The following is a 20,261-nucleotide window of genomic DNA, read 5'->3' on the forward strand; positions in this document are numbered from 1 at the left end:
TCTCGGCGACTCGATGCAGCGATCAATGCACCGACCCATCAAATTCCCGTCAGCGAGTCACCCGACCGTACGACGGGTGGCATCGAGGGTTCCCAGCAGTGCGAGCGCGTCCGCACTGGGTGATCCGGCGGCGGCAGTGGCGACGGTGAGCTGCTGGCCGGGTGAACTGCGCACATCGAATGTCTGGTAGTTGAGTTCCAGCAGTCCCACGTCGGGATGGTGGATGCTCTTGCGCGTCATCGTCAGACCGGCGACCTTGTGGTCGTCCCACAGTCCGCGGAACGTCTGGCTGTCGCGATGGAGCCATGACACCAGGGCGCTCACCTCCGGGTGGGGCGGGACGAATCCGTCCGCCAGCCGAAGCGCGCTGATGGCAGCGCGTGAGACCTCGTCCCAGTTCAGGTAATAATCCTTCGCTTCGGGGTCGAGAAACATGTTGGCGAGTATGTTTCCGTTGTGCCACACCGGTGCGACGAGGGCCGTCGCGGTCGGATTCGCCGCCAGGATGCGGAATGCCGCATTGGTCACGTACGCCGCGGCATGGGGGAATGCCGCCATCATTTCGGCGAGCTCCGGACTGACCACCTCGTCGGTGCGGTTGACGCTGGGGGACAGGCGAGCAAGTCGGAAGAGATGATCACGGGCGTCGGGTTCGAGACGCAGCGTCCGGCACAGTGCATCCACGACCTGAGACGACGGGGTTTTCTCGCGGCCCTGCTCGAGGCGGGTGTAGTAGTCCACACTCACTCCGGCGAGCACCGCCACCTCCTCGCGACGCAGCCCGACGACGCGTCTGGCACCCACCGCAGGCAATCCCGCTTCACCCGGAGTGACGCGCCCGCGGTGCGCGCGCAAGAACTGACCCAACGAACCTGCGCTGCTTTCCGTCATACGACGAGGTTACTGTTCAACGCTTCCGGCAGAGTCACTGCACGTACGGTGACGCCGTTGACCTGCGTCTTGCCTGCAGCGTCGACCGATGCGGCGAGGTCGCCTCGGTGGTTCCCGCGCCACGCGGTATTCGGCATCGTTACCGAGGATCGCCCTCTGCAGGCCGACGGTCCGTCCTATCATCGAGAGGTGGCGGGGGCGGGGGCATGGCCGTTGACCGGGCGCGCCGAAGAGGTGCAGCGCGCCGGGATGGCCGTGTCCGCTACCGACGGCCCGTGCGGGGTCGTGATCGTCGGGCCCGCAGGCGTCGGCAAGAGCAGACTCGCGCAGGAGGTGCTGGACCGCGCCGAAGCCGATGGATGCGTCGTACGGTGGGTGGCCGCCACGTCGTCCGCACGCTCCCTTCCCCTCGGCGCCTTCGCGGAGTGGGTGGACGAGCAGGGCGCGGACCAACTGAATGTGGTTCGCGGAGTGATCGACACCCTGACCGAAACATCGGGCGACGCTCGGGTCGTGGTGGGGGTCGACGACGCGCATCTGCTCGACGATCTGTCCGCGTTCGTGGTCCACCAACTGGTACTCCGCGACGCGGCTTCCGTGATCGTGACGGTTCGGCGCGGTGAACCCGTTCCCGACGCCATCCGTTCGCTGTGGAAAGACGAGCACCTCGAACGACTCGATCTGCCGCCGCTGACGGAATCCGCGTCGACGACCCTCGTGCATTCGGTCCTGTCCGGGCCTCTCGATCCCCGCGACATGCGCAGGCTGTGGGCGCTCACCCGTGGAAACGTTCTGTACCTGCGCAACATCGTCGAGCAAGAGCTGTGCGAGGGTCGCCTCGTTCGGCACGGTGAGCTGTGGAGGTGGTCGGGTGAACCGGTCGTGTCCCCGAGCCTCGTCGAGTTGATCGAGGCGCGTATGGGCGTTCTTCCGGCCGTGCTGGCGGAAGTGGTCGACGTCCTTGCCGTAGGGGAGCCGCTCGATATGGCCGTGCTCACCCGGATCGTTGATGCGGACGCCGTCGAGCAGACCGAAGCGCGGGGGTTGATAGCGCTGGAGAAGGTCGGTGATGGTCCGAAAGTAGTTGCGCGCGTGGCACACCCGCTCTACGGTGAGGTGCGCCGAGCGAAAGTGTCACCGATGCGTTTGCGCACCATGAACGGCCTGGTCGCAACGGCATTGGCTCGGTACGGAGGCGCGGACATGCGCGCGACGGTGCGTCGCGCGTCCCTGTGCCTGGACTCGGATCTGCCGGCCGACCCGGATCTGTACACGCGGGCCGCGAACGGCGCGCTGTGGCAGGCCGACCTGGTTCTTGCGGATCGGCTCGCGGCTGCGGCGATCGAGGCGAACGGAAGCATCGAGGCGAGATTCGTTCGTGCGCAGGCGCTGTCGTGGCTGAGCAGGGGGGAAGAGGCAGATTCGGTGCTCGCGGAGATTGAGGTCGACAGTCTGTCCACAACCGACAGCGCACGGCTCGCATTCGTTCGGGCGGTCAATCTCGTATGGGCACTCGGACGTCCGGTGGATGCATGGTCGCTCGTCGAGTCGGCCGAAACGACACACCCGTCCGTTCGTCTCATGCCGTTGACTGCGTTCCACGTCGTCTACTGGGCACTGGCGGGCCGACCGGTGCGGGCGATCGAGTCGGCCCGAGATCTCGAATTGTCGGAGCTTCCCGACGTCGTGGCCGCGGTGACCTTCTGGGCCATGGTCGTCGCGTTCGGAGATACAGGCCGCATGACGGAGGCACGGTCGGCAGCCGACGACGGAAACAGGTTGATAGCGCGTTCGTTCGAGGCGAGCCAGACGAGATTCGTGCTGACGGACGGATATGTCGGTGCACTCGTGCTGTCCGGACGGATCGGCGAGGCCGCCGATGCCGCGCGCGACCTACGGCGTGTGACAGCCGACCTACCGGGCACCGCGCACATTCTCGGTACCGCGATCTCCGGTATGGCTGCACTCGCTGCTGGGCGGGTCGGCACGGCGTTGCCGTTATTGGACCTCTCGGTACTCGCGTTGTCGACTTCCGGTGAGACGAACGGTTTCGGTTACCGATATCAGCTCGGTCGCACTCGGGCACTTGCGCTGTCGGGTGACACCGCTGCCGCGAGAAGATCACTATCCGAGCTCGAAGCTCACCGTCATCCGAGCTGGGCGTATCTGGAGCCGGAGCGACTTCTGGTGATGGCATGGGTAGCCGCTGCGCACGGTGCGCTGACCGAAGCGCGGGCAACGGCTCGAAGCGCCGCCGACAACGCGCGCATGAACCGGCAATTCGCGCAGGAGGTTCTCTGTTTGCAGACGGCAACACAATTCGGTGATCGAGGAACGGTCCACCGGCTTGCGCAACTGGCTACAACGGTCGATGGCCCGCGAGCGTCGGCCGTCACCGCATATGCGGTCGCGTTCGCCGCAGACGACGGTTCCGCTCTCGACGAGGCATCGCTCGGGTTCGAGAAGATGGGCGACTCGATCGCCGCGGCCGATGCCGCAGCGCACGCTGCGATCGCATATCGGCACCACGACCTGAGGGGGTCTGCCCTGGTGTCGTCCTCCCGCGGGGAGGCGATTGCTCAACGGTGTGGCTCGTTCTCCACTCCTGCGCTGCGCGAGGCGTCGACGCCGTTGCCCTTGACTTCCCGTGAGCGTGAGATCGTTTCGCTCGTTCGGGTGGGGATGTCGAACAGGGAGATCGCGGAACGACTGACGCTATCGGTCCGAACCGTCGAGGGACACCTGTACCGGGCCACAGCCAAGACCGGCGTCCGAAACCGCGACGAGCTCGGGGCCATCCTGGATCAGCGGTGACCGATCGCGGTGACCGCTGATGTGCGACTGCTCAGGTGCGAGCCTCGATGCGGCATGGGACCTCACCCACCGGGCGCAGGACCAGATCGGTGGTGACGGCGACCTCGCCTGGCGGTGTGTCGAAGGTGAAGTTGTGTGCGAGGACCGCGAGCGTCAGTGCCGATTCGAGCATCGCGAAGCGCTGACCGATGCACCCGCGCGGGCCGTGACCGAACGGGAACCACGCCAGCTTGTGCCGGTACTCCTCGTTCTCCGGTGTGAATCGGTCCGGATCGAAGCGGAAGGGGTCGGGCCACAGATCACTCCGGTGATGGATGACCCATGGTGCGATCGACAGATCCGATCCGGCGGGAATTCGGTACCCGCACATGTCGGTTTCGTCCGACGACTTCCGTCCGATGTAGGGAGCCGACGGGAACAGACGTGTAGTTTCCTTCAACACCATCATCGTGTAGGTCAGCGCATGGACGTCGGCGGCGGTCGGCGGTTCGGACCCGGCGACGCGGGCGGACTCTTCACGAAGACGATTCTGGGCGTTGTGATCTCGGCCGAGAAGATGCAACGCGAATGTCAATGCTGTTGCTGTGGTGTCGTGTCCGGCGAGAAGAAAGATCTTGACCTGATCTCGTACCTCGTCGTCCGACAGTGCGCCACCGTCGTCGTCCCGCGCGTCGATCAAGCCTCCGATCAAATCCATGTTCGGTGGCGATACGGACTTACGGGCATCGATGATGTCCGCGCAGACGGCGTTCAGATCGTGTTCGGCGCGGGCGGCCGCTCTGTTGGACGGCGTCGGCCACGTCGCTGGGATTGGAATCGGCGCCACACCTCGCCGAATAGCGGTGCGGCCGAGTACCGGCAGAGTGGCACGCAGAACCGGCACCACACGGGACGAGTCCTGGCCGAAGAGAATGCGACTCGCGATCGCGAGGGTCATCCGAGACATTTCCGATCGCAAGTCGACGGCCGTGTCCGAGCCGCTGCGCCAACGCGCAACCAGAGTGTTGATCTCCTCGAACATGACCGTCACATACGCGTCGACATTGCGCGGAGTGAACAGCGGTTGGATGAATCGGCGTTGCCTCAGCCAGGTCTCGTCCTGGCTGGTGGCCACTCCGTTCCCGAAGACCTCCCGCATTGCCCGATACGCCGCATTGTCCTTCCGGTAGTGCCGATTGGTCGGCGCGTCCAAGGCCTGCGCGGCACCGTCCGGATGGTTGACGACGAACATCTCACGCCGCAAGCCCGGCGGGCCGTAGACGGCGCGGGCGACATCACCGCACTCCTCGTAGCTGCGCAACCCGAACTGCAGCGGGTCTTCGACGAGGTCTCGTGTCGAACCGAGAAATCTCGACCCCGAGACTGTCCGCGGTTCGCTCGAACAAATATTGGTGTTCGTCATCTCCACTCCCGACGAATGGGCAGGGCTACGGTGTGCTTGTCGTCTGTTCAGCATGTACGCCGGGGGTCGGTGCCGAATGGAGTAGAGGGCCACTCGACTTTTCGGGTGCGTCGCTCTCGATACTCGGTTCAGTCCGCTCGACGCAGATCACGGATGCCGACGACGAGAAATCGGGCCGCGGCGAAGCACGGATTCGATGCGGTCGGAGGCCTCGCGCCTGCGCAACGGCCGACTTGTTCCGCCCGCGACATCGCGCATGCCGCGCACCGTCTCGGCCAGCACCGCGGGACCGTCGAGCTCCGGGGTCCACCCCAGCAGTTGCTGCGCTCGCGTGGTGTCGAGCAGCGGGGTTTCGTATGCCAGGTCGAGCCATCCGGGATGAACGGACTGCAGGTGCGCTGCGAAGGTGGCTGCTGTCACCGAACGCATGACCCGGCGTGGAATCGGGACAGGTCGAGCGGACAGCACCGACCGGAAGTCGTCGACCCGTACCGGGGTCGGCGCGGACAGGTTGAACGCGCCTGTGTGTCTGCAGGTCAAGGCAGAGACGATGGCCTCGGCGACATCGGCGGTCGCGACTGCCGGGAGTGAGATGGACCTGTCCATCGGCAGGACCGGGATGTGATCGACGATCCACGACGGCACGAGGTCGGGGAGTGCGTATCGCAGCAGTGCGCTGCCGAACGCATACTGTCCGATGAGCCCGGGACGCAACCGAACGATCGTCATCCGATCTGCGCTCGACTCGATTCGGTCGAGGATGTGCTCGGCAGCAGCTTTGTCGGCGCTGTAGGTCGAGGACGGAACGCCGTCCCGTGACCATGTCTCGTCGACGCGACGGTCGTACGCGCCAGGCGAATACACCCCACTCGACGACATGTGTACCAGCCTCGGCACTCCCGCGCGCACCGCTGCGGCCGCGACCGCAGCGGTTCCCGAGACGTTGGTTCGACGAAGGTAGTCGCGGTCACGCATGGGCTGAAATCCGATCGCGAGGTGCACCACCGCATCCGTATCGTGCAGAACGCGTGTCATGCGGTCCTCCGCCTCGGCGGTCGCGAGGTCGATCTCGTGCCATCGAATACCGTTGTACGGCGGCATATCCGGTGGACGACGACGCGCGATCCCGACGACATCGACATCCTCGTCGACGAGCCGTCGTAGTAGCGCTGTCCCGACGTTCCCGGTCGCACCGGTTACGACTATCCGCATCGGTCCACGCTCTCTGTCATCGACACCACCGCGGCGGCGATGGATCCGGTTTCCGCCACAGCGGCGCGTTGACGGCCGGCGCCATTGCCGTGCAGTAGATTCCGCCGAACTCCTGTGTCGACCAGGGATCGTTCCTCGGTGATTGCCAAGGCATCCGACACGTGATGGACGAGAGCTCGCACCGCTGCAGCCGCGGTGTCGAGCCGGCCGGTTTCCGGATCGACGAGTCGGTCGCTCAATCCGTCTCGGGCCGCTCGCCAGTAGGCCAAGCGCAACGCGTGCTCCGGGACGGCAGGAGCAGAGCCGTTGTTGCGCACAGCCTCCGACGCGGTCATCACGAGTGCGCGGACGAGGACTGCGAGAAGAACAGTGTCATGCACGGTCACCGGCACGTCGCTGATCCGTACTTCGAGCGTCGGGAAGTTCATCGACGGCCTGATGTCCCAGTAGACCATTCCGTCGTCGAGAATTGCTCCGACGTCGAACAGTTGAGCGACGAGCTCGTCGTAGTGCGTAATGGAGTCGAGGAACGGGGGAGGGCCCGCACTCGGCCATCTCGACCACAGGACCGAACGCCAACTCGCGTAACCGGTGTCGCGTCCGGCGTAGAACGCCGAATTGGCGGTCAGTGCGAGAAGGACGGGCAACCAGGGGCGCACGTGATTGCTGATCTGCACCGCGGCGTCGCGGTTGGGGATCGCGATGTGCACGTGTGCTCCGCACACACCTTGTTCGAGGGCGATGATGCCGTATTCGGCAGCGATGCGGCGGTAACGCTTGGTGTCGGTGATCGGGCCCAACTCCGGCAGCAGCGGCGGCACGCCCGCGGGCAGGACCGACGCTCCGGCGAGATGTGCGGCGTGTGCGGCGATGGACCGAGACGAGGTCAGCGCATCGGTGAGTTCGGCGGAGGTGTCCAATACATCGGTGGCAGTTTCGATTTGACAAGGTGTCAGTTCGAGCTGCAGCGTCAGGCCGAGCTCCCTCGCATAGTCTGCGACGGTGTCGTTCTGCATCGTCGGAACGCCGGTGTTCGGGTCGACGAGGAGCAATTCCTCTTCGACCCCGAAAGTGGGCACGTCCGCCATGTCAGTCCGTTCTCGGAGTGATCGAACAGTGATCGACCGTCGCATTCAGACGTGCACCGGGACCGAGCGATGGCGACGAAGGGGTACTCGGTGCGGTCGAATCCGTGATCGGCATATCGAGTACTACCCTGCCTTCGATATGCCGAAACGGATCGACCCGGCTACCGAGGATCCTCGTGTGCCAGGGCTCGGTATCCGGTGGCGCCCGCGCGATCGACGGCGGCTTTGACGATGCCGAATACCGCGCCGTGGATGGCCGCAGCGATCAGAACCTCCCGCACCGACCGGTCGAGGTCCTTGGGGTCGGGAGCCTCGACATCGTTGTCTCCCAAGTATTTCCACACCTGCTTGAACACGACGCCTGCCAGCACGCCACCCAGGACGCTCGTGGCCAGGGCCAGCGGCTTGTATGCAGCCTTCGATACTGCGCTCATCGGAAAACCCTCCTCGAACGGCGACGGCGAAGAACGACCGTCACGATCAACCCTGCCAACACGGCGCCTGCGGCTGCCGCCAATACCTGCGGATTCCTCTGCGCCACCGTTTTTGCGCGACCGGCTTGGAACGACGCCTCGTTGGCGACGCGGGCAGGCACATCGGCTTTCGCTGCGAGCGCGGCCACCGTCTCCGCGAGATCTGCTCGCTGCTGTTCGACCGGCGGTGGTTCGATTGTTGGTGGTTCGACTGTTGGTAGTTCGACGGGATCAGGTGTCTGTCCCGGTGTTTCTGCGTGCTTACCGCTCATCGGATTCCCTTCTTGATCGCGGTGATGTCCTTGTTGACGCTCGCCGCGGTGTCCGCGGGAACGGGAGGGAGCGCTTTCTTCGCGCGAGATGCGCCCACCGCAGCCAGAATTCCACCGACGGCCAGCACCACAGCCGCGACGATCAACGCGGCGAGCCACGCCGCGACGGCGGTTGCGAGACCGAGAACGGCAGTGGCGATCAGCGTCGCAAGGCCGAAGAACAGTAGGAGTGCACCGGCACCGGAAATGCCGATACCGATGCCCATCCGCGTTCCCTTGCTCTTGACTTCCGCCAGTCCCGAACTGATTTCGGTGCGAACGAGGGTCGACACCTGATCGGTGAGTCGCTCCACGAGCTGGACGGTCGACAAGTCGGTGGCGGACGTCCGGTCGTTCGATCTGTGAATCGGCTCTTCGATCATCGTTTCTCCTGTGGGTGTGCGAGCGGCGGATTCTCCCGGGCCGTCGTTGTGTGCCTGCCGAAGCCGTCGACCCTGCTCGACGGCTTCGGCGTCCTTCCGGTCGTTCTTGTCCGAGACCCTGGTGTCGCGAGGTGGCAGCTGAAGTCGTTCTTCGGCGACGATCCCGGCTTGCAGTTGTCGGCCTCGTTCGAGTTCGGAGTCGAGTTCGGCTCCGAACAACAGCGCCAAGTTCGTGATCCAGAGCCACAACAGAAACACGATCGCACCGGCGAGAGACCCGTAGGTCTTGTTGTAACTACTGAAATTGGCTACGTAGAAGCCGAACGCTACGGACGCGACGATCCATACGATGATGGCCAGCGCCGCACCCGAACTGATCCACCGGAACTTGGGCTGCTGGATGTTCGGTGTGGCGTAGTACAAAATGGCAACGGCGAGAACGATCATGACGACGACGATGGGCCATCGGGCGATGTTCCATACAGTCAGCGCCGTGTCGCCGAGCCCGACAGCGTCTCCCACCGCAGTCGCGACGGGTCCACTGACCGCGAGCATCACCGCAGCGCACGCGATCAACGCCAACGCCACCAGAGTGACGAGAAGCAGGACCGGGCGCAGCTTCCACACGGGCCGTCCTTCGTCGACCTCGTACATTCGGTTCATCGCACGCCCGAAGGCCCCGACGTAACCCGATGCCGACCACAGTGCACCGGCGATGCCGGTGACGAGGGCGAAACCTGCTGCTGGGGCTTGGACCAACTGCTCGATCGGAGCCCGCAGCGTGTCCACCACCGAGGACGGTCCGAGGTCTCCGACGATCTGAAGTACAGCGTCGACCGTGGCTTGTCCCTGACCGAATACGCCGAGGAGGGACACCACCGCGAGGATTGCCGGGAACAACGACAGCACGGCGTAGTAGGTCAGTGCTGCCGCGAGGTCCGTGCATTGATCGCGGGAGAACTCGCGGGCCGTCTTCTTCAGCACGAAGATCCAGGACGGCTTCGTCAGGTCGGTCGGCGAATCGGCCTTCCTCGGATCGTCCGGGTCGGCCTCGACAGGCGCGGGCGCCGCGGAGTCTTGTTCGGTCATCGATGTTCCATACCCGCACACCCGGCGTGGAAACTCGTTTCCGGCAGGGGAGTGTGGGGTATCGACACGCAGACACTCACGGAGGAAGCATGGACCTGACCGATGACGAACTCGCAGTTCTCCGAAGCGCATTCGAGTGGGCACGAAGCGGTGACACCGCACAGATCAAGCAGTTCCTCGACGTCGGTGGTCCCGCGAATCTGACGAACGAACGCGGAGACACCCTGTTGATTCTCGCGGCGTACCACAGCCGTGTCGATACGGTCGCGGTCCTGCTGGACGCGGGAGCGGATGTGGAGCGCGTCAACGACAACGGACAAACTGCGTTGGGCGCGGCGGTGTTTCGTCGATCGCGCGAGATCGTCGGTCTTCTACTCGGCCGAGGGGCTGACCCGCACGCGGGTGCTCGGTCGGCAGTGTCGGTCGCCGAGTTCTTCCAACTCGACGACATGGCGGCACTGCTGATCGAGCCTACCCGCGACAGCTAGCTCGTTACTTCTTCTTCGTGCGTTGCTTGCGCGCCGGAGCAGCGGGCGGCACGTCCGATCCCATGACGGCAGGCGCTCGATCCCACGCCCGGTGCAGTCCGACCGCCGCGAGCAGAGCGTCGTTGAAACTCTTGATCGCAGTCTCGCCCACGACCACCCCTGGCTCAGCGGTTGCGATTCCGGCGAATTCGAGTGTCGCTGTACCGTCGCCCCACGCGCCGATCGTCTTGCAGTGACGGAATGCTTCCTGCAGCAGAAGAACCAGCTTGATATCGGTCGACGGCGCAGTACCACCGGCGACGACGAATGCGTCGAATTCGATCGATCGCACGGTGAGGAACGTTCGCTCGACCACCTGCCGGCGAGCACCTTTCCCGAGGAATCCGCCGACGGCCGCAATGACGTGCACCGTAGCGCCGCGTCGTTCTGCGGCAGTTCTCAACTTGCCGATACCGGAGAGATCGGAGTTCTCGTCGGCGACGACGCCGATCTTGCGGCCGTCGATCGGTCCAGGTGTGTCGACGATCTGCGACAGCGCCGCCGAGGTGACTACGTCCTGGATCGGATTACCTTGGGGTGCAGGCAGTCCGAGCCCCGCCGCCACTCGGCCGCACAGATCGGTGTCGACGTTCGCCAGCACGGTGAGCTGCCGCTCCTTGATCGACTGTTCGAAGACCTTGCCCAGCTCGAACGTGAACGCCTCGACGACGTGGTCCTGCTCGATGGGTGTGAGACTGCGATAGAACATTGCGGGCTGAGAGAAATGGTCGTCGAACGACGCCGGATTCGCACGCACCGCGCGGCCCTCGATGAGCCGCTCGGTCTGGACGTACCCGCCGTCCGGCGCCCCTGCGTCGAGGGGCTCACCGTCGTCGACGGTGTTGTCCCGATATGGCGCAAGTCCGGTGTGTACGGCGCTCTGATGCATCCCGTCACGCAGCATGTCGTTGACCGGCGCGTGTGGGCGATTGATCGGCAGCTGTGAGAAATTGGGTCCACCGAGACGAGTGATCTGGGTGTCCAAGTACGAGAACAGACGCGCCTGCATCAGTGGATCGTTGGTGACCTCGATGCCGGGAACCAGATGCCCGGTATGGAATGCGACCTGCTCGGTCTCGGCGAAGTAGTTGGTCGGGTTCGCATTCAGTGTCAGCTTTCCGATCGGCTGCACTCGGGCGAGTTCCTCCGGGACGAGCTTCGTCGGGTCGAGCAGATCGATCCCCTCGAAGGTGTCCGTGCCGTCGTCCGGCATGACCTGAATTCCGAACTCGTACTCGAGCGGCGCGCCCGCCTTGATGCCGTCGGACATGTCACGGCGGTGGTAATCGGGATCGACGCCTGCTGCGATCTGGGCTTCCTCCCACACCAGGGAGTGCACACCGGCAACGGGCTTCCAGTGGAACTTGACGAGGCTGGTGGTCCCGTCGGCAGCCACCAACCGGAAGGTGTGTACTCCGAAGCCTTCCATGGTGCGGTACGACCGGGGAATGCCGCGATCACTCATGTTCCACAGGACGTGGTGCGTCGCCTCGGTGTGAAGCGACACGAAGTCCCAGAACGAGTCGTGCGCCGACTGTGCTTGCGGCAGTTCGATATCGGGCTGAGGCTTGCCTGCGTGAATGATGTCCGGGAATTTGATGCCGTCCTGGATGAAGAAGACGGGCATGTTGTTTCCGACCAGGTCGAACGTGCCCTCGTCGGTGTAGAACTTGACCGCGAACCCGCGGGTGTCCCGCACCGTGTCCGCCGACCCTCTGGAGCCCAGAACTGTCGAGAAGCGGACGAACACATCGGTTTTCCGGCCCTTCTCCGTCAGAAAACCTGCTTTGGTGACGGATTGCGCTGTGCCGTAGGACTGGAACGTCCCATGGGCTGCCGCACCGCGTGCATGCACGACCCGCTCCGGAATCCGCTCGTGATCGAAGTGAGTGATCTTTTCTCTCAGATGGAAGTCCTCGAGAAGTGTCGGTCCCCGGTCGCCCGCTTTGAGTGAGTGATGCGTATCCGGTAGCCGCACACCCTGCGCTGTGGTGAGGAACGCTCCCTCCTGTGCACGTGTGTCGGGTACACCAGTGGGACCGATAGGTGCAGGCGCGGACTGGTCGGAACGAGGAGTGGGAGGCATGGTGTGTCTACTTTCGTCAGGCGACTGCGGGCTCATGGCTCGACCTCGCCGTGGAGCTGTACCCCGAAGCGGCCGGTCTCATGCGTGTTCACAGACCCAGGTGTCGGGGAACCATCCGCCGGGTAGCCGAGATCGATGGCCTCGAAAGAAACAGACTCTCCCTCTCGTACCGTCACGGTCGGCGTTGTCGGCGATGCCGGGTTCGCATCGAAGATCGCGTACGCGATCTTCAGGGCGCTACCGACAGAGGTCTCCATCGGCGGGGACACCATCGCCGTCGAATCTTCGAGGCCTCAGGTGACTCTTCCCCCTACGGCGACGGGATCTGCGCAGTTGGCGCAATGGTGCGAAGCGATCCAGGAGACCAACGACTACGACATCGTGCTGTGCATCTCGGAGGTTCCGCGCAGACAGGGTCCGAAACCCGTGACCGCAGAACTGCGCGAAGGCACCTCCGCCGCGCTCTACGTGCCGTCGTTCGGGACTGTCGCGGTGCAGCGTCGGGTCGTCGCCATGGCTCTGCAGATCGTGCACGATCTGCTCGGTACCGACGCGCGCCCGCGTCTACGGCGCTCGATGTCGACATGGGCCCCCGGGCCGGATGCAGAGGGGCGCGGTGAGCAGATCTTGCTGACTCCGGGCGCATTCGGCCGAATTCGGCTGATTCTGGGAATGATCCGATGTAATCGTCCGTGGCGCCTGATACCGACGCTGTCGGGGGCGCTGGGCGCTGCGAGTGCCGCATCGGCGTTCGGCGTCTTCTACGCCAGCATCTGGCAGATGGCCGCGTCGATGACGGTGGAACGGCTGACGGCCGTCGCCGTCGCGGCGGTGACCGCGATGAGCGTATGGCTGATCTTCCCGCACGGCTTGTGGGAACGCCGCGAATTCCGAGCATCGACGACGGACCGATGGATGTACAACGCCGCCACGCTCGGAACCGTCGTGAGCGGGGTTCTGTGCATGTACGCCGTGCTGTTCTCGGTGGTTCTGATGTCGTCCGCGATCGTGATATCACCCGAGTTTCTCGGGCGGCAGCTCGGCCGTGACGCAGGTGCGGGGGACTACCTGTCGTTGGCGTGGCTGGCAGCATCACTGGGCACGGTCGCCGGTGCCGTCGGATCTACCGTGGCCGACCGACACGACATCCTCGATGCCACCTACGGCCATCGCGAGCTGCTTCGGCGAAAGACCGAAACTGCCCAGTCCTAGCGTTCCCCATTCTGGCGTTCGCCCATGTGGCCTCGCGCGTCGGGGGAGGCCGTTTACTCGGTAGCACATCGGGGAATGTCGAGTTCGAACTCTTTCTACTCTGCTCGACGAACCGCGGTAGAACCCGGCTCCAGCTATCGCCAACGGGAACCGGCGCTCGTAGAGTATGGGTTGCGGCTGGTGCTGGGCAAGGGGGCGATCGTGAACGAGCAGCGGCGTGAATTCCTGTGGCGCGCGATCGCTGAGCAGGCGGGCTCCCCTGGTCAGGCGTCGTGGGCCGAGGCGGTCTGCCGAACATGCGTCGACAATCTGGATGGCATCGACGCCGCCGCAATGACGTTGCGCGTCAGCCCCCGGGCACAGGACATGCTCGGCTCGAGCAGTGAGTGGGCCGGTCGTCTCGACGAGCAGCAGTACACCCTGGGCGAGGGACCGGGCGTGCAGGCTTTTCGCGACGGAATCCCCACTCTGGTGAGCGATCTGCGGCACGCGGAAGAGCGTTGGCCGGGTTTCGCAGACGCCGCACAAGAGATCGGCGCGGCAGCGGTGTTCGCCTTCCCGTTGCGGGTCGGCGGTATCAAGCTGGGAACGGTGACGCTGTATCGACGGCGGCCCGGGGCCCTCGCCGCATCGACACTCACCGACGCAGCCCTGTTGGCAGACCTGATCATGTTCGCGCTACTCGAACAGGCCGAATTCTCGAAGAATGCTGGAGAGGAATGGATCCGAACCGTCGGTTCGTATCAGGACGTGAACATTGCTACGGGTGTGCTGTCGGCCAAGCTCGGCGTCAGTCTCGACGACGCTTTTGTGCGCTTGCGCGCGCACGCTTTTCAGCAAGGACGGCCGATCCTGGATCTTGCACGTGAAGTGCTCGCGCAACGAATCGACGTCGGAGAGTTCAACGATTGATCATCGAAATCGCGACAGCTCCCGAAACCGCGGCAGCTCACACGACCGCGACAGCTCTCACCACCGGGCAGGGAGTGGAGCGTCGGGGTCGGGCGGTTCTTCGAACATCTTGGCAAGGTGTGCCTTGATGGCTTCGGTGCTCATTGTCGGACCACCGTCGGTGCCCACTATCGGGCTACCTCCGGTACTTGCCGTCGAATGTCCTTGAATTCCGGAGAACCGGCTCTGGGTCGAGTGAAATCTGTCCACTGGTAATTCCTTTGGCAAGAAATGACCACGGATCGGTTACGACGGCTGCCCGTGTCCTCGGAGAACCTGAGCCAGAGCAAGAGCCCCGATCGGTTCGTCGATGGAGTGGGCGAGCGCCCGGATGTCGTCGTCGGTCCGTGTGCTGTGCAGTGCATCCCGAAGTTCCGCGGAAGCGGCGTCCTCGAACCCAGGGCCACTGAGTCTGTTCACGGTTTCCAGCAGTTCGTCGAATCGGTTGATCTCTCCCGGCCGTAACCGATTCCGTACGAGTGCAAATGCTTTGACAGCCTCAGGACTCGACAATTCGGCCAAGGCAGCTATTTCGGCTCGGTGCAATGCTGCAGAATCCGAGCCGACTGCGTGGTCGGTCATGCTGTTTCGATCGACTTCGTTCGACACAAAACCCCCCGTGGTCCGTTGTTGTGCACGGGCGGCGCGGGAGCGAAAGTCTTTGCTGTCGCTAAGGTTCCCCGAGATCACGGCGCGCGAGGAGACCCCTCGACCCCTCGCGCAGCCCCGCGCCGTCGTGCCCGACCGATGCATCGCGCGTGCGGAAAACAATCCAACACATGCAGTGCATCGCCTGTGGCTGAAACGAGATATCGGTGTACAAGTCGTACAAATAGGGCAGACGCGACTCGCACAACGGTTCTCGATTCGGACACCAGGATTCCGGGGTGTCGCCAATTCACACGCCGCCGGGGGCAGGGGCTGAAAGCGTATGTGTATTGGAGTTTAATCACGAAAGCGTCAGGTCCGCCAGTGCGGTAAAATCTAGCGGTCGGATCGCCTCGGCGCCGGTGTCGTTCGGTTGAATGACACCGGCTGTTGTTGGCAATTCGTTCAGATCGGGGGTGTCGAGTGACTCGCATGCTCGATGGCAGATGCGGAGGCTGGCTGTGTACGACCCAAGGGTTTATGTGAAGGTCGTCGATCGGATGGTCGGCCTCGCCGAAACGCTGCCCGAGAACGACGTTGTTTTCGGTCATCTCGTCGAAGCGGTAACGGAGGTATTCGATCTCGCCGGTGCAAGCGTGTTGATCTCGGACAACGAAGGAGAGGCATTGGCGGTGTCGGTGACAACTCCCGCCGTGGTGTCGCTCGCGGATTGCCAAGTCGAGTACCAACGCGGACCAGGGTGCGATGCGTATCGAGAGGCTCGCACGGTCGATGCAGGCGACGTGGCACTCGTGCGACAGCGATGGCCCAAGTTCGCCGACGTCGCAGCGCGGCTGGGAGTCGCTGCCGTCGCCTCTTTTCCGCTCTTTCGTGAGGGTGAGGTCATGGGCAGTCTCGACCTCTATTCGTCCAAGCTGCAACAATGGTCGACGGCAGAGCTCGATGCCGCGAGGGTCCTTGCCAGGTTCGCCTGTGCGCAGCTGATCAACTCCGTTCAGGTGCGCCGGATGAAAGAGGTTGCCGAACAGCTCGAGCATGCGCTCGAATCGCGCATCATCATCGAACAGGCCAAGGGAGTGCTCGCGGCGTCGGACAACATCGACACCGAATTGGCGTTCGAACGACTGCGGCAACACGCGCGCAAACACCGCACGAGCGTGCGAGAGATTGCGCAGGCGGTCGTCGAATATCGGGTCCGCATCTAGGGTTTTCATGCCGGTGGGGGCGGAGTAGCGTCGGAAATGTTCCTCGCCGTGGACTTCCACCCCCTTCAAGAGTCCCGGCTGTTGAGGGACGCGGAGGCCCCGGCGAAACCCCCCCGTTGCCGGGGCCTCCGCCTGTGCCCTGGAAGCCGCGGATCGATGAATTATTTACCGTCACAAACTAGTTCGTCACCGGCGATGTTCGGCTTCAGTGGCTGGCACGGTCGATTGTGCCGCACGTGCACATCTGGACAATCCGGCAAGGCGAAGCATCGTTTCCGCTCGCGCGGCCCACGTGTGCTTCGATGCGATCGACCGCCGCTCGACTCGGTGCGCCGAAGTCTGCACTGCGGAACCGATCTCGGTTACGCGTCGCGCGAACTCGGCAGGTGAACTGGCGATCGTGACGTGCTCGGAGTCGACCCAGCGAACGGCGGGGATGTCGGTTGCGACAACAGGAATACCGAACGCCAGGTACTCGAGTGTCTGCGAGGGAAATCGTGCGAGATCGAGCGCGTCGAGGACGTAGGGCACGATCCCCACCGACGCGGCAGCGATCGGTGATTCCGCCGCGGCGGCGTCGACCAAACGGACGTTGGGACGTGCGAGGAAGGCATCGAGACGGGCGGTCGTCGCCTGCGGAGTCCGAATCGTTCGGCTGCCTTCGGCGAGGATGTGCCTGCCGCTGTCGGCGACAGCGTCGAGGATGTCGAAGTCGAGTCGTTCGTCGAGGGGTCCGACGAGAGCCACCGAATCGCCGCCGTGCTCGTCATATGCGCCGTGCTTGTCGAGATTGTCCACGGGGCTGCATCCAGGAGGCACGACGCGGACCGCATCGATCACCTTCGAATAGAGGTGTAGTCGTGCCGCCAGCGTGTGCGAGACCGCTGCGATGGTATCGGCCCGTGCGCAGTTGATCTCGATTCCGCGGCGCACAGCGCGGCGTGAGAGCCCGTACTTCTTGGCGCCGAGAACCCAATCCTCGGTCATGTAGAACAGTCGATGGCCGGTGAGCGCGCGCGGAAAGCGAGCCATCGGATCCGACAGGATCACAGCCGCGGCGTCGGCGCCGAGTCGGTCGAGCGCCGACGCGATCGACTGCTCGGCCGCAGGGGCCGAGGTTCGCACGCGGGTCAGATTGTGACGGATCCGCTGCAGATCCGGTCCGGATGGTTCGCCCTCGCCGGTAGCGCTGTCGATCCACAGAACGTGGACGAACGTGGACAGTGCCTCGATCAGAGGAGCGTCCGGGTAGTCCACGCCGCCGGTGTTCCGGCCGGACATGTAGACGACGGTGACAGTGGGGGTCTGCATGTTTCTATCGATCGTTTCGGCGGTGTCGTAGGGGCGGTGTCGTTGGGGCGGTGTCGTAGGGGCGGGTCCCGGGTGATGAGCGTCTGTGCAGGCGCAAATTCTCGCTCGTGGAAAACCGACTGCCCGATCTACGTTACGTCATCAAAGCGTCGTAAAGCTTGTTTTGCCTGTCGGCGTTCGGTTCGACAAGCAGAATCGGTAGATGTGACGACTGGTAACTGATAAAGTGAGTCACGGTAATTGCGGTTACAGTGCCGACGAAGGGATGCACGATCATGACCAGCACATTCACGACTTCGAACGCCATATCCGGAGCTGAGGATGTCTCGGCACGTCTGCTCGATTCGGCGGCTCAGCTCTCGTACGACCCCGCACAGGAGGTCGACTGGAACGAAGATCTCGATCCGAACTTGTACGGTCTCAATCCGCAGTGGAGCACCCTGTACGGGACGAAACTGTGGAACGAGATGACCGAGGAGCAGCGAATTCTGCTGACCCGGCACGAGGTGTGTTCCATCATGAGTACCGGCATCTGGTTCGAGATGATCCTGCAGCAGATGGTTCTGCGTGATCAGTACTGCAAGGATTCCTCGGACTCGGACTTCCAGTTCGCCTTGACCGAGATCGCCGACGAATGTCGACACTCGATCATGTTCGCGCGTGCATGCACGAAGATGGGTATTCGTTCCTACCTGCCGCGTCGCACCAGCCGCGAACTCGGGCGCGGTTTCAAAGCCCTCGCGACGGCGGAGGCGGCCTACGGTGGAATTCTCGTCGCCGAAGAGGTTCTCGACGTCATGCAGCGCGACTGGATGCGCGGAGAGAACGTACTGCCTCTCGTCCGCACCACCAGCAAGATCCACGTGGTCGAGGAATCGCGACACATGACCTTCGCGCGCCAGCAGATGCGGGAGCGGATCCAGGGCAAGAGCGCAGCGCGCAGGAAAGCGAGCGCGCTCGTGGTTGCGATCGCAGCGCGGATCATCGTCTCCAACATGGTGAACAAGGGTGTGTATGCGGCCGCGGGTCTCGACACCGAACGCGCGGTGAAGGAAGCCAAGAACAACGCGCACCACCACATGATGATGCGGACGAGCAGCGAACATCTCATGGCGTTTCTGCACGACTGCGGACTCGTCACCAAACCCGCCGAGGCGATCTACCGCCGACTGCACATGCTCTGAAGACTCGATCGAGAAACGACGACGGAGATCGAACAATGGCATTCGCCATCACTCAGAACTGTTGCAACGACGCATCGTGCCTGTCGGTGTGCCCGGTCAACTGCATTCACCCGACGCCAGGTGAACCGGACTTCGGAAAGACCGACCTGCTCTACATCGACCCGCGCAGTTGCATCGACTGCGGAGCCTGCGCCGACGCATGCCCGGTCGATGCCATCACGAGGGTGAGCCGGTTGACTCCCGATCAGGCGATCTATGCCGACATCAACGCCGATTACTACGCGGATCGGCCTGTGGACACGGCATGGGATGCGCCGCGATTTCCTCCGGCGTCCGTCAACGAGATGCCCTCGTTCGACGTCGGAATCGTCGGCACCGGCCCCGCCGCCTGCTACACCGCGCAGGCACTGCTCAGAGTGCCGGGAAGCCGTGTGACGTTCTACGACAGGCTCGCCAGCCCCGGCGGGCTTGCTCGCTTCGGAGTTGCGCCGGACCATATCGGCACCAGGCGCATCGGAGAGCACTTCCGCAGCATCTTCCTGCACCCCAGGGTGCGTATGGAGCTGGGTGTCGACGTCGGATCGGACATCGCACACGAGACCGTGGCCACGCGTCACGACGCCGTCGTGTATGCGGTGGGCGCAGACAGCGACAGACAGCTCGACATACCAGGGATCGATCTGCCCGGTTCGGTGAGTGCCAGAACATTGGTCGGTTGGTACACCGGCCACCCGGATGTTCCGGCCGACGCGTTCGATCTCGCGGGCGTCGAACGGGTGACGATCATCGGCAACGGCAATGTTGCCCTCGATGCCGCTCGAATCCTGACTGCAGACCCCGACGACCTGGTCGACACCGAGATCGCACCCCACGCATTGGCGGCCCTGCGACGCAGTGCTGTGCGCGAAGTCGTGCTCGCCGCCAGAAGGGGGCCGGATGTCGCAGCCTTCACGCGTTCGGAATGTCAGGCCCTCGTCACTCGGCCCGGGGTCGACGTGGTGGTGGCTGGGCCTACAGCGGTTCTGGCGTCCATCGACTCGCTTCCGTTGTCCGCACCCGCGTCCGCGCTGCGCGGTGCCGAGGTGGTGGATCTGGAATCGACTGCCGACCGTCGTCGAATCGTGTTCGGTTTCGGTCGAGCGCCGGTCCGGCTGAACGGGACGACCGCGGTGGAATCGGTCGACCTCGCCGATGACTCCGGCACCTCGACAGTGCCGACCGATCTGGTTCTCCGTGCCATCGGGTACCGCGGAACGCCCTCGCCCGGGCTCCCGTTCGACACGATCACCGGGACCGTTCGGAACGTCGGGGGCCGCGTGGTGGACGACGACGGTCGGGTCGTGGCCGGCCGCTACGTGGTCGGGTGGGCCAAGCGAGGTGCAACCGGTGGAATCGGTGACAACAAGGTCGACGCGGAGCAGACGGTCGACGCTCTGCTCGACGACGTCGTGAGCAATCCTCCTGTTCGACCACGCGGGCGTCGAGGGAGACTGAGCTCGATTTTCGGGTGATG

19 protein-coding genes are annotated in these 20,261 nt (G+C 64.0%); 7 read left to right on the plus strand and 12 right to left on the minus strand.

Features of this window, described 5'->3' with window-relative positions; genetic code table 11:
• Positions 1 to 57: 57 nt before the first annotated feature.
• On the minus strand, positions 58 to 891 hold the full coding sequence (locus RY1_RS09560; RefSeq protein WP_072803290.1) for a helix-turn-helix transcriptional regulator: 834 nt from the start codon (positions 889 to 891) through the stop codon (positions 58 to 60).
• Positions 888 to 1,028, minus strand: coding sequence for a hypothetical protein (locus tag RY1_RS29940; protein WP_156376386.1), 141 nt, complete (start codon positions 1,026 to 1,028; stop codon positions 888 to 890). The genes RY1_RS09560 and RY1_RS29940 overlap by 4 nt, the downstream gene beginning before the upstream one ends.
• 52 nt (positions 1,029 to 1,080) lie before the next feature.
• On the opposite strand from RY1_RS29940, the gene RY1_RS09565 reads away from it, so the two are divergent.
• Positions 1,081 to 3,705, plus strand: coding sequence for a LuxR C-terminal-related transcriptional regulator (locus RY1_RS09565; protein WP_281249965.1), 2,625 nt, complete (start codon positions 1,081 to 1,083; stop codon positions 3,703 to 3,705).
• Positions 3,706 to 3,736: 31 nt separating this feature from the next.
• Here the strand turns inward: RY1_RS09565 and RY1_RS09570 are convergent, their stop codons facing one another.
• The 6 genes from RY1_RS09570 to RY1_RS09595 form a co-directional block, all read right to left on the minus strand.
• Positions 3,737 to 5,107, minus strand: coding sequence for a cytochrome P450 (locus RY1_RS09570; protein WP_072803419.1), 1,371 nt, complete (start codon positions 5,105 to 5,107; stop codon positions 3,737 to 3,739).
• A gap of 147 nt (positions 5,108 to 5,254) precedes the next feature.
• Positions 5,255 to 6,319, minus strand: a complete 1,065-nt coding sequence (locus RY1_RS09575) for an NAD-dependent epimerase/dehydratase family protein (protein ID WP_072803292.1) — start codon at positions 6,317 to 6,319, stop codon at positions 5,255 to 5,257.
• On the minus strand, positions 6,310 to 7,407 hold the full coding sequence (locus RY1_RS09580) for a carboxylate-amine ligase (RefSeq protein ID WP_072803293.1): 1,098 nt from the start codon (positions 7,405 to 7,407) through the stop codon (positions 6,310 to 6,312). The genes RY1_RS09575 and RY1_RS09580 overlap by 10 nt, the downstream gene beginning before the upstream one ends.
• 161 nt (positions 7,408 to 7,568) lie before the next feature.
• The gene (locus RY1_RS09585; protein ID WP_072803294.1) at positions 7,569 to 7,841 is read right to left on the minus strand and encodes a DUF4235 domain-containing protein; all 273 of its coding nucleotides are present in this window, start codon (positions 7,839 to 7,841) and stop codon (positions 7,569 to 7,571) included.
• Positions 7,838 to 8,152, minus strand: a complete 315-nt coding sequence (locus RY1_RS09590; RefSeq protein WP_139279787.1) for a DUF3618 domain-containing protein — start codon at positions 8,150 to 8,152, stop codon at positions 7,838 to 7,840. Before RY1_RS09590 ends, RY1_RS09585 begins: the two co-directional genes overlap by 4 nt.
• On the minus strand, positions 8,149 to 9,663 hold the full coding sequence (locus RY1_RS09595; protein WP_072803295.1) for a YhjD/YihY/BrkB family envelope integrity protein: 1,515 nt from the start codon (positions 9,661 to 9,663) through the stop codon (positions 8,149 to 8,151). The genes RY1_RS09590 and RY1_RS09595 overlap by 4 nt, the downstream gene beginning before the upstream one ends.
• An 89-nt stretch (positions 9,664 to 9,752) precedes the next feature.
• On the opposite strand from RY1_RS09595, the gene RY1_RS09600 reads away from it, so the two are divergent.
• Positions 9,753 to 10,151: an ankyrin repeat domain-containing protein gene (locus RY1_RS09600; protein WP_072803296.1), complete on the plus strand. Its 399-nt coding sequence runs from the start codon at positions 9,753 to 9,755 to the stop codon at positions 10,149 to 10,151.
• Positions 10,152 to 10,155: 4 nt separating this feature from the next.
• Here the strand turns inward: RY1_RS09600 and RY1_RS09605 are convergent, their stop codons facing one another.
• The gene (locus tag RY1_RS09605; protein ID WP_371829458.1) at positions 10,156 to 12,312 is read right to left on the minus strand and encodes a catalase; all 2,157 of its coding nucleotides are present in this window, start codon (positions 12,310 to 12,312) and stop codon (positions 10,156 to 10,158) included.
• Positions 12,313 to 12,411: 99 nt separating this feature from the next.
• Between RY1_RS09605 and RY1_RS09610 the strand changes: the two genes are divergently transcribed.
• Positions 12,412 to 13,488 carry a hypothetical protein gene (locus RY1_RS09610; RefSeq protein ID WP_072803298.1) on the plus strand — a complete coding sequence of 359 codons (1,077 nt, stop codon included), beginning with the start codon at positions 12,412 to 12,414 and terminating at the stop codon, positions 13,486 to 13,488.
• Between the two features lie 201 nt (positions 13,489 to 13,689).
• Positions 13,690 to 14,400 carry a GAF and ANTAR domain-containing protein gene (locus RY1_RS09615; RefSeq protein ID WP_245819575.1) on the plus strand — a complete coding sequence of 237 codons (711 nt, stop codon included), beginning with the start codon at positions 13,690 to 13,692 and terminating at the stop codon, positions 14,398 to 14,400.
• A 57-nt stretch (positions 14,401 to 14,457) separates the two neighbouring features.
• Here the strand turns inward: RY1_RS09615 and RY1_RS29650 are convergent, their stop codons facing one another.
• Together RY1_RS29650 and RY1_RS09620 are read right to left on the minus strand one after the other, a co-directional pair.
• Positions 14,458 to 14,649: a hypothetical protein gene (locus RY1_RS29650; protein WP_139279788.1), complete on the minus strand. Its 192-nt coding sequence runs from the start codon at positions 14,647 to 14,649 to the stop codon at positions 14,458 to 14,460.
• A gap of 36 nt (positions 14,650 to 14,685) precedes the next feature.
• On the minus strand, positions 14,686 to 15,021 hold the full coding sequence (locus RY1_RS09620; protein WP_072803422.1) for a hypothetical protein: 336 nt from the start codon (positions 15,019 to 15,021) through the stop codon (positions 14,686 to 14,688).
• A 548-nt stretch (positions 15,022 to 15,569) separates the two neighbouring features.
• Here RY1_RS09620 and RY1_RS09625 point away from each other — a divergent pair.
• A complete protein-coding gene (locus RY1_RS09625) occupies positions 15,570 to 16,253 on the plus strand; it encodes an ANTAR domain-containing response regulator (RefSeq protein WP_072803299.1) in 684 nt (227 codons plus the stop codon).
• A 186-nt stretch (positions 16,254 to 16,439) separates the two neighbouring features.
• On the opposite strand, the gene RY1_RS09630 is transcribed toward RY1_RS09625, so the two are convergent.
• Positions 16,440 to 17,564: a glycosyltransferase family protein gene (locus RY1_RS09630; protein WP_072803300.1), complete on the minus strand. Its 1,125-nt coding sequence runs from the start codon at positions 17,562 to 17,564 to the stop codon at positions 16,440 to 16,442.
• A gap of 275 nt (positions 17,565 to 17,839) precedes the next feature.
• Here RY1_RS09630 and RY1_RS09635 point away from each other — a divergent pair, with 275 nt between their 5' ends.
• Both RY1_RS09635 and RY1_RS09640 read left to right on the plus strand, forming a co-directional pair.
• Positions 17,840 to 18,748: an AurF N-oxygenase family protein gene (locus RY1_RS09635; protein ID WP_072803301.1), complete on the plus strand. Its 909-nt coding sequence runs from the start codon at positions 17,840 to 17,842 to the stop codon at positions 18,746 to 18,748.
• A 35-nt stretch (positions 18,749 to 18,783) separates the two neighbouring features.
• Positions 18,784 to 20,259 carry an FAD-dependent oxidoreductase gene (locus RY1_RS09640; RefSeq protein WP_072803302.1) on the plus strand — a complete coding sequence of 492 codons (1,476 nt, stop codon included), beginning with the start codon at positions 18,784 to 18,786 and terminating at the stop codon, positions 20,257 to 20,259.
• The last annotated feature ends 2 nt before the right edge of the window (positions 20,260 to 20,261 follow it).

The organism is Rhodococcus yunnanensis NBRC 103083 (genome assembly GCF_001895005.1).
GTDB classification, from domain to species: domain Bacteria; phylum Actinomycetota; class Actinomycetes; order Mycobacteriales; family Mycobacteriaceae; genus Rhodococcoides; species Rhodococcoides yunnanense.

Excerpts from the sequence above, each read along its gene's own strand:
- RY1_RS09575 (WP_072803292.1), bottom strand. The coding sequence starts at position 6,319 with ATGCGGATAGTCGTAACCGGTGCGACCGGGAACGTCGGGACAGCGCTA.
- RY1_RS09570 (WP_072803419.1), bottom strand. The coding sequence starts at position 5,107 with ATGACGAACACCAATATTTGTTCGAGCGAACCGCGGACAGTCTCGGGG.
- RY1_RS09605 (WP_371829458.1), bottom strand. The coding sequence starts at position 12,312 with ATGAGCCCGCAGTCGCCTGACGAAAGTAGACACACCATGCCTCCCACT.
- RY1_RS09585 (WP_072803294.1), bottom strand. The coding sequence starts at position 7,841 with ATGAGCGCAGTATCGAAGGCTGCATACAAGCCGCTGGCCCTGGCCACG.
- RY1_RS09620 (WP_072803422.1), bottom strand. The coding sequence starts at position 15,021 with ATGACCGACCACGCAGTCGGCTCGGATTCTGCAGCATTGCACCGAGCC.
- RY1_RS09610 (WP_072803298.1), top strand. The coding sequence starts at position 12,412 with ATGGCCTCGAAAGAAACAGACTCTCCCTCTCGTACCGTCACGGTCGGC.
- RY1_RS09640 (WP_072803302.1), top strand. The coding sequence starts at position 18,784 with ATGGCATTCGCCATCACTCAGAACTGTTGCAACGACGCATCGTGCCTG.
- RY1_RS29940 (WP_156376386.1), bottom strand. The coding sequence starts at position 1,028 with ATGCCGAATACCGCGTGGCGCGGGAACCACCGAGGCGACCTCGCCGCA.
- RY1_RS09580 (WP_072803293.1), bottom strand. The coding sequence starts at position 7,407 with ATGGCGGACGTGCCCACTTTCGGGGTCGAAGAGGAATTGCTCCTCGTC.
- RY1_RS09630 (WP_072803300.1), bottom strand. The coding sequence starts at position 17,564 with ATGCAGACCCCCACTGTCACCGTCGTCTACATGTCCGGCCGGAACACC.
- RY1_RS09590 (WP_139279787.1), bottom strand. The coding sequence starts at position 8,152 with ATGAGCGGTAAGCACGCAGAAACACCGGGACAGACACCTGATCCCGTC.
- RY1_RS09560 (WP_072803290.1), bottom strand. The coding sequence starts at position 891 with ATGACGGAAAGCAGCGCAGGTTCGTTGGGTCAGTTCTTGCGCGCGCAC.
- RY1_RS09595 (WP_072803295.1), bottom strand. The coding sequence starts at position 9,663 with ATGACCGAACAAGACTCCGCGGCGCCCGCGCCTGTCGAGGCCGACCCG.
- RY1_RS09600 (WP_072803296.1), top strand. The coding sequence starts at position 9,753 with ATGGACCTGACCGATGACGAACTCGCAGTTCTCCGAAGCGCATTCGAG.
- RY1_RS09635 (WP_072803301.1), top strand. The coding sequence starts at position 17,840 with ATGACCAGCACATTCACGACTTCGAACGCCATATCCGGAGCTGAGGAT.